A 12,232-nucleotide genomic window follows, 5' to 3' on the forward strand; every position below is an offset into this window, starting at 1 on the left:
AGGCCGGTCATCTCGGGTCCTCCCGTTCCAGGGCCTCGATCAGGGCGGCGGGAGAGGGGCAGTCGAAGAGGAGCGTGGCGGGAAGCGGCCGGCCGACGAGCCTGGACAGCGTCGTCCTGAGCGCCACGGCCATCCGTGAATCCATGCCCAGGTCGTGGAACGACCGGTGCAGGTTCAGGTCCGCCTCCTTCTCGAGGCCCAGGATCTCCAGCGTGGCCGTGACGACGAGTTCGAAGGGGTCTCGTACGGGCGGGAGGGCGGAGGGATCCGCGGGGGGCGCCGGATCCGGTGTCCGGCTGTCGAGCCAGTGCCGCCGGCGCTGGAACGGATAGAGGGGAAGGTCGGCGGGGCGTGCCCGGGGTCCGTACACCGCGGGCCAGTCGACCCGCCTGCCGAGGACATGGGCGGTGGCCAGGGTCCTGGCCAGGCCCTCGGCCTCGTCGCCGGAATCGAGCGGCGCCACGAACGTCTCGTCGCCGTGCGTCAGGGTCTCGCCGGCCATGGTGGTCAGGCCCCGTCCGGGACCCAGTTCGACGAAGAGCCGCGCGCCCTCCCGGTGGGCCCGGTCCAGCGCGGGGCCGAACCGGACCGGCGCGCAGATGTGACGGATCCAGTAGTCCGGAGTACTCATCTCCTCGGGCGCGACCGGCCGGCCGGTCACCGTCGAGACGATGACGGGCCCGGAGTGGCGGTGCCAGGTCAGCTGCCCGGCGACGGCCCGCAAGCCCTCCTGCGCGGGAGCCATCAGGGGGGAGTGGCCGGCCGCCGCGACCCGCAGCCGGCGGGTCCTGCGGCCGAGCGCCTCGAAACGCTCGGCGACCTTCCGGGTGGCCCGCTCCTCGCCGGACACCACCACGGACATGGGGCTGTTGACGGCGGCGATGCCCACCAGCCCGCTCTGGGCGGCGATCACCTCCGCGGCCTCGGTCTCCCGTGCCTGGACGGCGATCATGGCTCCGCCGGGCGGCAGCGCGTGGATGAGCCGGCTCCGCTCGGCGACCAGCGTCGCCGCGTCCTGGAGGGACAGGATGCCCGTGACGTGAGCGGCGGTGATCTCCCCCTGCGAGTGCCCCAGCAGCAGGTCGGGTACGAGCCCCCAGGACTCCAGGAGCCGGTACAGGCCGACCTCCAGTGCGAAGAGGGCCGGCGGTACGTACCTCAGGCCGGCCGGACCGTGGTCCTCCCCCATCGCGTCGGAGAGACTGACGCCGAGGCCGGTCTCCAGCGCCTCGCTCACCTCGTCGAAGGCGCGGGTGAAGGCGCCGAACTCCTTGTGGAGCCGTCGTCCCATGCCTTCTCGCTGGGAGCCCTGGCCGGGGATGAGGAAGGCCGTGAGGCCGCTGTCGGGGCCGCCCCGGACGATGCCGTCGGAGCCGTCGGGGGCGCCGTCGGCCAGGGCCCGCAGCCGGAGGGCTAGTCGGTCGGTGCCGGAGGCGACGACGGCGGCGCGGTGGCGGAACGCGGTCCTGGTCGTGACCGAGGCGAGCCCGAGGTCGGCCGGCGCGCGCGGATCCGTTCCGGGGGCGCCGAGTTCGTCGGCCAGGAGCGCCGCCTGCCGCCGCATCGCGGCCTCGGTGTGGCCCGACACCATGACGGGCACGGCCGTGGCGGCGGGCGCCGGTGCCCGGTCGGGCCGTACGGGCGCTTCGCCGAGCACGGCGTGGCAGTTGGTGCCCCCGAGCCCGAACGACGAGACTCCGGCGACCAGGGGGGTCGCGGCGTCCGGCCACGGGCGCCGCTCGTCGCACACGCGCAACCGGAGCGCGGCGAGATCGATCGCGGGGTTGGGTTCGCGGTAGTTGAGGCTGGCCGGCAGCTCACGATGGTGCAGGGCGAGTGCCGTCTTGATGAAGCCGGCGATCCCGGCGGCCCCTTCGAGGTGGCCGATGTTGGTCTTCACCGACCCGACGAGCAGCGCCTCGCCGGGCGAGCGGCCCGGGGCGAACACGCCTCCCAGGGCGGACGCCTCCACCGGGTCCCCCAACGCCGTTCCGGTGCCGTGCAGTTCGACGTAGTCGACGTCGCGGGGGGACACTCCCGCCCGGCGGTGGGCCGTGGCCACCAGGTCCTGCTGGGCCGCCCGGCTGGGTGCGGTCAGGCCGGTGCTTCCGCCGTCGTTGTTCATGGCGGTGCCGAGGACGGTGCAGTAGACGCGGTCCCCCGCCGCGACGGCCCGGTCCAGCGGTCTGAGGACGAGCACGCCGGCCCCCTCGCCGCGCACGATGCCGTCGGCCCGCGCGTCGAAGGTGTGGCAGCGCCCGGCGGGCGACAGCGCGCCGATCGCTTCGACGACCTCGTCGCCCTCGGCGGAGAGGTTCAGCTGGACGCCCGCGACGATCGCGGTGGCGCACTCGCCCCGCCGTACCGCGTGTGCCGCCTGGTGCAGGGCGGACAGGGAGGAGGACTGGCCGGTGTCGACCACCAGGCTGGGGCCGGTGAAGCCGAAGGAGTGGGAGACCCGGTTGGCGAGGAAGGCCCGGCCCGCGCCGGTCAGGGTGTACGGGGTCGGGGCGCCGGCCACCCGGCTGAGCATCGCGTAGTCGTCCGCGCAGGCACCGACGAAGACGCCCGTCCTGCTGCCGGAGAGCGAGTCGGGCCGGATGCGCGCGTTCTCCAGCGCGTGCCAGGTCAGTTCGAGGAGCAGCCGCTGCTGCGGGTCCGCGGCAGCCGCCTCGTACGGGGACATGGCGAAGAACTCCGCGTCGAAGTGGTCGACGGAGTCGAGGTAGCCCCCGGGGCGCCGGCCGGCGCGCCACTGCGGGCCGGGGCCGATCGCGTCCGAGCCGGAGAGCAGGAGGTTCCAGAACGCGTCGAGATCCTCGGCCCCCGGGAACCGGCAGGCCATCCCGACCACGGCAAGGGGTTCGTCCGGACCGGGAGCGGGTTCGCGGGCGGGGGTCTCAGACACGGGGTCCTCCGGAGTCGGCCAGATCGGTTCGCCGGGCGGCGGGCGCGACGGGGGTCCGCTCCGTCCGGAGCAGGCGCCGTACCGTCTCCACCGCCCGCAGGTCGGCCTCGTCCCCCAGGCTGCCGGGCGGCAGCAGGGACAGGACGGAGCTGCGGCCGGCGGCCACCGTCGGCTGCCGCCGGGCCAGCGCGCTGAGGCTGTTGCCGGGACCGGTCTCGAGGAGCCGGCAGTCGTGGTCGGCCAGCAGGGCGGACAGCGTCGGTGCGAAGTGGACGGGCGAGGAGGCCTGTTCGGCCCAGAACCGCGGGTCCAGGGCGTCGGAGTCGGTCAACACCCCACCGGTGTAAGCGGAGTAGACGGTCAGGGCCGGGGACCGCAGGGGGGCCGCTTTCCAGTCGGGCAACGAGGCCGTCACGGCCGGGGCCACCACCGGGCTGTGGAACGCCTGCCGGGCCAGCACCTCCCGGCAGACCAACCCCTTGGCCGTCAGCCGCCTCGCCGCCTCGGCCAGGGGCGCGGACTCGCCGGCGAGGAGCAGCTGGCGGGGTGCGTTAACGGCCGCGAGGTGCACCTCGTCCCCCAGCACCTCGGCGACGTCGTCCACCCCCGCGGCGACCGCCAGCATCCCGCCGGGCGGGGTGTCCGCGAACAGGTCGATCCGCCCGCGCATCAGCCGGATCCCGTCGGCGAAGTCGATCACCCCGGCCAGGGTGGCGGCGACCAGCTCCCCCACGCTGTGCCCGAGCATCGCCACCGGGCGCACGCCCCATCCGAACACCATGCGCCCGAGGGCGTGGCTCACCGCGTACAGCAGCGGCTGGGCCACCGACACGTCGTCGTACAGGGGGGAGGGCTCGGGCGCGAGCCACTCGGCGCGGAGCCGGTCACCGTCGTCCCCGAACAGCGTGAAGGAGCGGTCCATCCACCGGCTGAAGATCTCCTCCCGGCCGTACAGGCCCGCGGCCATCCGCGGGTGCTGGGCCCCCTGCCCGGCGAACATGAGGGCGACGGGCGGGGCGGGCTGTTCCGACACGGACATCCGCGTACCTTTCCTCGGCTGGGCCGATGGTGCGGGTACGGATTCGAGGCTCACCGGAGGATCGTTCGAACCGCCCACCTCCATCCCGCCTCAAGTCCGCTTCCATCCCGGCGCAGCACGCTTCGGCCCCAGGACGCCGGCGCTCGCGGGCGGTCCGGCCGGGTGGGTACGGGGAGGATTCGGTGGGAGTCGCGGACGTGTACGTATCCGGTGTCGGGCTCCATCTGCCCGCGGCCATGCCCGTCACCGAGGTGGCGGAGCGCGGTCTCGCCGACCTGCGCACCATCCGGCGGTCCGGGATGAGTTCGGTGTGCGTGGCCGACCGGTCGGGACCGGAGATGGCCGTCGACGCCGCCAGGGACGCCCTCCGCCTCGCGGGGGCGGCTCCGGACGAGATCGCCCTGGTCCTGCACGCGGGCACGTACTTCCAGGGGCACGATCTCTGGGCGCCGGCCTCGTACGTGCAGCGGGAGGCCGTCGGGGGTGTCTGTCCGGCGATGGAGCTGGGGCAGCTCTCCAACGGCGGCATGGCGGCGATGGAGTTGACGGTCGCCTACCTGCGGGCCGACAGCTCCCGGCACAGCGCCCTGATCACCACCGGGGACCGCTTCACCCTGCCGGGGTTCGACCGGTGGGAGACCGACCCCGGAACGGTCTGCGGCGACGGAGGCACGGCGCTCGTCCTGTCGGCGGCCGGCGGCTTCGCGCGGATCGCCGGCCTGGTCACCGTCTCCGACCCGACCCTGGAGGCGATGGGCCGGGGCGACGATCCGTTCGCCACGGCCCCGCTCACCCACCGGTCCCCCATCAGCGTGGCGGCCCACCGGGCGCTCCTGGTCGAGGAGGTGGGCCTGTCGCGGCTGCTCGACCGGATCCAGGACGGGCAGCGGGAGGCGTACGAGCGGGCCCTCGCCGAAGCCGGTGCCAAGGCGGCGGACATCGACCGGTTCGTGCTGCCGCACCTGGGCCGGCCCAAGATGGACTACCAGTTCTTCGACGCCCTCGGCATCGACCCCGCGCGCAGTACCTGGTCGTGGGGCCGCACGGTGGGACACCTCGGCGCCGGGGACCCGTTCGCCGGGCTGGCCCACCTCGTGAGCACCGGTTCGCTGCTTCCCGGCCAGTTGTGTGCCCTCATCAGCGCGGGCGGCGGTTTCTCCTGGTCGGTGGCGATCCTGGAAATCCTCCGGGATCCGTCGCCGACCGCCGGCCCGGACCGCGGGTGAGGCCGTGGTCCGGCCCAGTCGTCCCATCTACCCGGAGGTCGTGCACCGCGCCATGAAGACTGCCATTGATCCAGCGGATCCCCTGCGCGCCTACCACCGTCAGCGGCTCGCGTGGTCGCCCGCGCCGTCGGGTGACGGCACGGAGCACGCGCGGATCGACGTCCCGCTCGACTACGCGGACCCGGCCGGGCGGCGGCTGTCGGTCGCCCTCAGCCGGATACGGGCCGCGGACCCCGGGCGCCGGCGGGGAGTACTCCTCGCCGTCAACGGCGGACCGGGCGGGTACTTCGGGCTGGGACGCCGTTTCCCGCTCGCCCTCTCGCCCACACCGCTCGGCGAGTGCTACGACGTGATCGGGTTCGACCCCCGCGGAACCGGCGCCTCCACACCCCTGCGGGCGGAGATCACCCCGGTGAAGGCGCCCTTCGACAGCCGTCCCCCCGACGCCGACTTCGCCGCGATCGCCGACGACTTCGCGGAACGCGAGAAGGGCGCCGGACGGGCGGGCGGTGAGATCCGGCCGCACTTCAGCACCCGGAACCTCGCCAGGGACATGGACGTGATCCGGGAAGTGCTCGGCGAGGAGACGATCAACTTCCTCGGCTACACGTACGGAACGTATCTCGGCGCGGTCTACGGCAGCATGTTCCCGGCCCGCCTCGACCGCTGCGTACTCGATTCGTGTGTGCACCCGGACTGGTCGTGGCGGGAGCAGTTCATGGCCCAGGGCCGGGCCAACCGCGCCAATCTCGGGGCGTGGGCGGTCTGGGTGTCGGAGCGTCACCGGCACTTCGGCCTCGGCACCTCCGCCGGAGAGGTGATCGGGGCGGTCGAGGAGGCCGCCGCCGGCCTGGTCACGCGCCCCGGAAACGTCCACCTGCGCACCCTGTACGACGGGGCGGTCGGCTCGCGCTCGGCCGACCGAGCGCGATGGGAGGAGCTCGGGCGGCTGGTCGCCGATCTCCGCCACGGCGACACGGCGGCGGCCGAGAAGTGGCTCGCCGACGAAAAGGTCTGGCCGCCGGCGGAAACGGAGGGGACGACGCGGTGCGGCGTCCTGGAAGCCGTCACCTTGGAGAAGGACTGGCCCACCGAACTCGACGTGTACTACGAGGACATGCGCCGTTTCCGTACCCACTATCCGTACGGATACGGCGTGATGCGCGCGCAGCCGTGGGTCGGCGCGTTCCGCTCGTTCACCCCGCCCGAGGCGCCCACCGTCCTGAGCGGGCGCGCGTACCCGGCCGGCCTCGTCGTCCACGCCGACGGCGATCCGACGGACCATTACGCGGGCGCGGTCGCGATGGCCGCCCTCCTCGGCCACCGGCTGATCACCGTCTCGGACTCGGGCGAGCACGAGATCTACGCGTTCCGCCGCAATCCGGAGGTGGACCGCCTGGTCAACGCCTACCTGGTCGACGGCGTCCTGCCGGACGACACCACGTGCCCGAGCACCGTGTCCCGCCCGGACGTACCCGCCGACCCGGGCCCCGACCCGGACGCGAGCGGCACCGGCACCACACACAGCGCCTAGCCCCCGCGCGCGGCCGAGTTGAGGAGAGACATGACACACGCGCTGGTCATCGGCGGTGGTATCGCGGGCACCGTGGCCGCGATCGCCCTGCAGAAGGCAGGATTCGAACCGACCATCTACGAGGCCTTCGACCGTACCGCCGACGGCATCGGGAACTTCGTCAACATCGCGCCGAACGGGCTCGACGCCCTGGACAGCGTGGGCCTGGGCGACCTGGTGCGGCGCGACGGATTCGACACCCCCGCCATCGCGTTCTACAGCCACACCGGCCGGGCGCTGACCGGTGACGTACGCACGGACCGGATCTCCGCCGAGGGGATGATCATCCAGACCATCCGGCGGTCCGCCCTGTACATCGCGCTGCGCGACGAGGCCGTCCGGCGCGGGATCAGGGTCGAGTACGGCAAGCGCGTCACCGACGCGAAGACCGCGGGCGGCGGCGTACGCGCCGTCTTCGCCGACGGGGACCACGCCGAGGGCGATCTGCTGGTCGGCGCCGACGGCCTGCGCTCCCGGGTGCGGCGGATCATCGATCCCGCCGCGCCGGCCCCCCGCTACCTCGGCGTGCTGAACGCGTTCGGCTGCGCGCGGGGCGTCCGGACCCCGGGGCCGTCCGGAGTCATCCGCATGTTCTTCGGCCGGGAGAGCTTCTTCAGCTACACCAAGCACCCCAACGGCGACCTCTGGTGGTTCGCCAACCCCCCGCGCCCCGCCGAGCCGGACCCGGCGGAGTTGAGCCGGGCGGCGGAGACCTGGCGCGAGGACCTGCCGCGGTTGTTCGAGAAGGACAGAACACCCGCCGCGGAGATCATCAGGGCCACCACCGATCTCGCGCCGCCCTCCCCCACCTACGACCTGCACCACGTGCCCCGGTGGCACCGCGACCGTATGGTCGTGATCGGGGACGCCGCCCACGCCGTCTCCCCGACGGCCGGGCAGGGCTGCTCCGTCGCCATGGAGGACGGGGTCGTGCTGGCCAAGTGCCTCCGGGACTCGGGCTCCGTCGACGGGGCCTTCGCCACCTACGAGGCGGCCCGCCGGCAACGGGTCGAGGACATCGTGGCCCAGGGGAAGTACAACAACGAGGGCAACATGCGCCGGGGTGCCGTGGGCCGGCAGGTGCGCAACTTCTTCATCTCGCGGGCCTTCAGGACGACGTCCGGCAGGTCCGATCCCACCTGGATGCTCGGTCACCACATCGACTGGGACGCCCCGGAGCCCGCCGCGAGCCACCCGCGGGGGCTCAGGACCACGTCGTGACCGCTTCCGGCCCGACCGCACGCGTCACTCACCCGAGGAGAGCCCACGATGACCGACACCGTGCAGGAACCCGTGGCGGAGGAGACCTTCCCCTACTCCCGTCAGTGCCCGTTCACCGCCCCCAAGCAGTACCCGGAGATGGTCGAGAAGGGCGTCACCCAGGTGACTCTCGCGCAGTCCGGTCTGCGGGTATGGGCGGTGACGGGGTACGAGAACATCCGTAGCCTGCTCACCGACCCACGCGTCAGCGCCTCCCGGAAGCACGACAACTTCCCCTTCTACTTCGTCCCCCCGCCGCAGGCCAGGACCGAGACCTCGTTCATCGGGTACGACGCGCCGGAGCACGGCCGGGCGCGGCAGAAGGTCGCGGCCGCGTTCACGTTCCAGCGGGTGCAGAGGCTGCTTCCCCGGATCCAGCAGATCGTCGACGAACACATCGACCGGCTGCTCGCCCTGCCCCCGCCGGTGGACTTCCACCGTCTGTTCTCCCTCTCCATGCCGACCACCGTGATCTGCGAGATGCTCGGGATGCCGCAGGGCGACCACGACTTCATCATCAAGCACAGCAACAACATGTTCGGCGGCCAGAGCACCCCCCAGCAGCGGCAGGAAGCGATCGTCGAGGTCAACGCGTATGTCGAGCGGTTGGTGGAGGAACGCGAGGAGAAGCCGGGCGACGACCTGACCAGCACGGTGATCGAGCAGTTCCGCAAGGCCGGCGACTACACCCGCCGGGACGCGGTCAACATGATCCGCATGCTGATGAACGGCGGTCACGAGACCACGGCGAGCATGCTCTCCCTGGGCACCGCCTGCCTCCTGGAGAACCCCGATCAGCTGGCGGAGCTGCTGGCCTCCCCCGAGACCCTGATCGAACCGGCCACGGAAGAACTCCTGCGCATGGTGACGATCGGCGACATCGGGGTGCCGCGGGTGGCCCTGGAGGACATCGAGATCGCGGGGACGGTGATCCCGGCGGGGGACGGCATCCTGTGCCTGCTGCTGACCGCGAACCGGGACGAGGCCGTCTTCAGCGATCCGGAGCGCCTGGTCCTGAGCCGCGGCAGCCGGAAGCACATCGGGTTCGGGCACGGTGCGCATCTGTGCATCGGCGCGGAACTCGCCCGGCTGGAGATGCAGGTCGTCTGGACGACACTGTTCCGCCGCATACCCACCCTGCGGCTGGACCGGCCGCTGGAGGACATCCCCCGCAAGGAGGGCGCGATCGTGTACGGCGTCCACGAACTGCCCGTCACCTGGGAGGTGTGACGCGGTGGAGACGGAGGACACCTACGGCTCGGGGCTCGCCGAGCTGTACGAACTGATCTACGCCGGCCGGGGCAAGGACTACCCGGCCGAGTCGGCCGCCGTCACCGACCTGGTGCGTTCCCGGAAGCCGGAGGCGTCCTCGCTGCTGGACGTCGCCTGCGGGACGGGAGGCCATCTGGCCTTCTTCCGGGAGTACTTCGACGGGATCGAGGGACTGGAGCTCTCCGAGCACATGATCGCGAAGGCCGCGACCGGGCTGCCGGGTGTGCGGGTGAACCGGGGCGACATGCGGGACTTCGCCCTCGACCGCACCTTCGACGCGGTGGTGTGCATGTTCAGTTCCATCGGCTACCTGGAGTCGCCGGACGAGCTGGACCGTACGCTCAAGAGCGTCGTCCGCCACCTGAACCCGGGCGGTGTCGTGGTGATCGAACCCTGGTACTTCCCCGAGGCGTTCCTGCCGGGCTACATCGCGGAGGACGTCGTCAGGACCGACGAGCGGGTCACCGTACGGGTGTCCCACTCCGCCAGGGAAGGCGACCACGTACCGATCGTCGTGCACTACATCGATGCCCGGAAGGACGCCGGCATCGCGCACTTCACGGACGTCCACCGGATGGCTCTGTTCACCAGGGAACAGTACGAGGCGGCCTTCCGGCGGGCGGGCTGCGCGGTGGAGTACATAGCCGGCGGCCTGTTCGGCTGCGGGCTGTTCGTGGGCGTCCTCACCTGACCGGTGGCGCGGGACCCGGCCCCACCGGGTCCCGCGCCCTGGTGCATGAGTGACGGCCGGTCAGACAGGGCCGGTCGTACGGCGTTCGGCCTCGGCCGTCTCCCACATGTCCCGCAGGGACCGCGCCAGGTCGATCCGGGGACGCCAATGGAGCAGTTCGCCGGCGAGCCGGATGTCGGCCCGGGTCCAGGACCCGCCGAGGCTCCCCACCTCCCGGCGGCGCGCGTCCAGCCTGCCGAGCGGGAATCCCGCGCCGACGACGAAGAGCCGGACCAGTTCGTCCATGCTGACGGCCCGGCCGCCGCCGATGTTGACGACCTTCCCCGTCACGGAGCTCCCGACCGCGCCGACGACCGCCGCCGCCGCGTCCCGGACGTCCACGAAGTCGCGGCCGGAATCGGTCACCCCCACCGTCATCGGCCGGCCCGAGGCCACGGCCTCGCGGAGCATCCCGACAAGCTTGCCCGGGAAGCTCGCCGGCGACGGATGCGGCCCGCTGACATTCGCCAGGCGCAGCACGAGTCCGTCGACCTCACCGCGGCGGGCCGCCTCCAGGACCGTCCGCGAGCCGGCGAGCTTGGTCCGCGTGTACGCGGAGGCCGGACGGGGGGTCAGCGCTTCGTGCATGACCGTGCCCGGGGGGACGTCACCGTACTCGTGGAGGGTGCCGACGTGGACGAGGCGGGAGCCGTGCGGCAGCGTGGACATCGCCGCCACGAGACGCCGCACGAGGTCCACGTTCAGGACGGCCATCTCCTCCTCGCTCCCGGACCAGCCGTCCGTGGCGTTGGCCGCGTCGGTCGCGTTGACGACCGTACCCACGCCCTCGGCGCGCAGCAGCCGTGCGAGGTGGTCCGCCGGGGTGGTCCGCAGGTCCAGTCCGGCGAACCGGTGGGCCGCGACATGGGGGGCGGGCCGGCGGGCCACGACGAGCACGTCGTGACCCCGCCGTGCCAGGGCGGCGCACACATGGCGGCCGACCCAGCCCGTGCCGCCGAGAACGGCGACGGCGGGCCGGGACGGCGGCGCGGCGCGCGACTCCCTGCGTGTCATGGTGCTCTCCCCTTCGGTGCGAGGCCGTCGGCCCGCGCGGCAGCCGGACACCCGCCTCAGGCCGCGGCCTTGGCCTTGCCCACGAGGTTCTCCAGGACGGTGACCACCTCGGCGGGCGAGGGCTGGAGCGCGATGTGCTCCTGGACGGCGCGTGCCTGTCGGCCGTGGCGCGCGTCGTCGAGCAGTGCCCGGCAGGACTCCTTGAGGGCCTCAGGGGTGAGCTCCGCCGGCGGCAGTTGCAGGACCGCGCCGAACTCGGCGAGCCGGCCGATCGCTTCGAGGGGTTTGCCCCGGCCGGGGACGACCACCTGGGGCAGCCCCTGGGCCAGGCACGCCATCATCGTGCCCGGTCCGCCGTGGTGGACGACCGCGTCGCAGCTGGGCAGTACGGAGGTGAGGGAGAGCCAGCCGACGCCGACGACCGGGTCGGGCAGCGGACCCAGGGCGCCCACCAGGTGATCGGCCACGGCCACCACCAGTTCCACCGGCAGCTCCGCCACCGCCTGCACGAACTGGGCGAGCATCGGGATGCCGCCGATCTGGGGCTGCACGGAGCCGAGCGTGACGAGGATCCGGGGCCGCGACCGTTCGCCGAGCACCCACTCGGGCACCAGCCCCGGTTCGCCGTACGGCACGTATCGCAGCGCCTGGGCGTCGCCGGCCTCGCCGAGCATCGGCGGACAGTTGTCGAGGACGAGGTCGGGCCGCGGCACGTCGTCGAGGCCGAACCGGGCCAGCTCCGGCGCGAGTTCCTCCGCCACCCACGGGCCGACCGGGAGGTCCCCCGGCCCGACCGTGTGCTTGACCCAGGGAACGCCGTGCGCGGCGGCGGCCACGGCGGCCGCCGCGTACCCGTACGACTCCGCGACGACGAGGTCCGGTTTCCAACGGCCGACCAGGTCGTGCGTGCCGTCGAGCGTGCGCGCGGCCAGGCGTCCGAAGCCGGCGCCGATGCCCGCCGCCATGTCCGCGTCCGCGTCCGGCACACCGACGGGCCGGCCCTGCCGGTCCTTGGCCATGACCTCGCCCATGTCGAGCGGGCCGCAGATCGCCGCCATGGGCAGGCCTGATCCTCGTACGGCCGGCTCGAAACTCGCCGGGGCCGCCACGAGGACCTCGTGCCCGACCGAGCGGAGCGCCCAGGCCAGCGGGACGACCGGGTAGTAGAGGGGATGCGCGGGACCCGTGGTCAGCAGAATTTTCATGATCG

General features: G+C 73.0%; 9 protein-coding genes. 5 read left to right on the forward strand and 4 right to left on the reverse strand.

The window, feature by feature from the left end:
* Window positions 1-7 precede the first annotated feature (7 nt).
* Both HA039_RS05745 and HA039_RS05750 read right to left on the reverse strand, forming a co-directional pair.
* Entirely contained in the window at window positions 8-2,908 is a 2,901-nt protein-coding gene (locus HA039_RS05745; protein WP_167024707.1) for a type I polyketide synthase, read from the reverse strand.
* A complete protein-coding gene (locus HA039_RS05750; protein ID WP_167024710.1) occupies window positions 2,901-3,947 on the reverse strand; it encodes an acyltransferase domain-containing protein in 1,047 nt (348 codons plus the stop codon). Before HA039_RS05750 ends, HA039_RS05745 begins: the two co-directional genes overlap by 8 nt.
* 182 nt (window positions 3,948-4,129) lie before the next feature.
* On the opposite strand from HA039_RS05750, the gene HA039_RS05755 reads away from it, so the two are divergent.
* From HA039_RS05755 to HA039_RS05775, 5 genes are read left to right on the forward strand one after another with little or no spacing between them, the layout of a single operon-like run.
* Window positions 4,130-5,173 carry a ketoacyl-ACP synthase III family protein gene (locus HA039_RS05755; protein WP_243869189.1) on the forward strand — a complete coding sequence of 348 codons (1,044 nt, stop codon included), beginning with the start codon at window positions 4,130-4,132 and terminating at the stop codon, window positions 5,171-5,173.
* A gap of 52 nt (window positions 5,174-5,225) precedes the next feature.
* Entirely contained in the window at window positions 5,226-6,707 is a 1,482-nt protein-coding gene (locus tag HA039_RS05760; RefSeq protein ID WP_167024713.1) for an alpha/beta fold hydrolase, read from the forward strand.
* Window positions 6,708-6,737: 30 nt separating this feature from the next.
* Window positions 6,738-7,967 carry an FAD-dependent oxidoreductase gene (locus tag HA039_RS05765; RefSeq protein WP_167024715.1) on the forward strand — a complete coding sequence of 410 codons (1,230 nt, stop codon included), beginning with the start codon at window positions 6,738-6,740 and terminating at the stop codon, window positions 7,965-7,967.
* A 48-nt stretch (window positions 7,968-8,015) separates the two neighbouring features.
* On the forward strand, window positions 8,016-9,236 hold the full coding sequence (locus HA039_RS05770; protein ID WP_167024719.1) for a cytochrome P450: 1,221 nt from the start codon (window positions 8,016-8,018) through the stop codon (window positions 9,234-9,236).
* Window positions 9,237-9,240: 4 nt separating this feature from the next.
* Window positions 9,241-9,969, forward strand: a complete 729-nt coding sequence (locus HA039_RS05775; RefSeq protein ID WP_167024722.1) for a class I SAM-dependent methyltransferase — start codon at window positions 9,241-9,243, stop codon at window positions 9,967-9,969.
* A gap of 60 nt (window positions 9,970-10,029) precedes the next feature.
* Here HA039_RS05775 and HA039_RS05780 read toward each other — a convergent pair whose 3' ends face one another.
* On the reverse strand, window positions 10,030-11,022 hold the full coding sequence (locus HA039_RS05780) for an NAD-dependent epimerase/dehydratase family protein (RefSeq protein WP_167024725.1): 993 nt from the start codon (window positions 11,020-11,022) through the stop codon (window positions 10,030-10,032).
* A 56-nt stretch (window positions 11,023-11,078) separates the two neighbouring features.
* Window positions 11,079-12,227, reverse strand: a complete 1,149-nt coding sequence (locus HA039_RS05785; RefSeq protein WP_167024727.1) for a nucleotide disphospho-sugar-binding domain-containing protein — start codon at window positions 12,225-12,227, stop codon at window positions 11,079-11,081.
* Between the last annotated feature and the right edge of the window lie 5 nt (window positions 12,228-12,232).

This window comes from Streptomyces liangshanensis (assembly GCF_011694815.1).
In the GTDB taxonomy this organism is placed as follows: domain Bacteria; phylum Actinomycetota; class Actinomycetes; order Streptomycetales; family Streptomycetaceae; genus Streptomyces; species Streptomyces liangshanensis.

What these genes read in the sequence shown, in the direction of transcription:
- HA039_RS05750 (WP_167024710.1), bottom strand. Translation starts at nt 3,947, where the DNA reads ATGTCCGTGTCGGAACAGCCCGCCCCGCCCGTCGCCCTCATGTTCGCC.
- HA039_RS05760 (WP_167024713.1), top strand. Translation starts at nt 5,226, where the DNA reads ATGAAGACTGCCATTGATCCAGCGGATCCCCTGCGCGCCTACCACCGT.
- HA039_RS05765 (WP_167024715.1), top strand. Translation starts at nt 6,738, where the DNA reads ATGACACACGCGCTGGTCATCGGCGGTGGTATCGCGGGCACCGTGGCC.
- HA039_RS05770 (WP_167024719.1), top strand. Translation starts at nt 8,016, where the DNA reads ATGACCGACACCGTGCAGGAACCCGTGGCGGAGGAGACCTTCCCCTAC.
- HA039_RS05780 (WP_167024725.1), bottom strand. Translation starts at nt 11,022, where the DNA reads ATGACACGCAGGGAGTCGCGCGCCGCGCCGCCGTCCCGGCCCGCCGTC.
- HA039_RS05785 (WP_167024727.1), bottom strand. Translation starts at nt 12,227, where the DNA reads ATGAAAATTCTGCTGACCACGGGTCCCGCGCATCCCCTCTACTACCCG.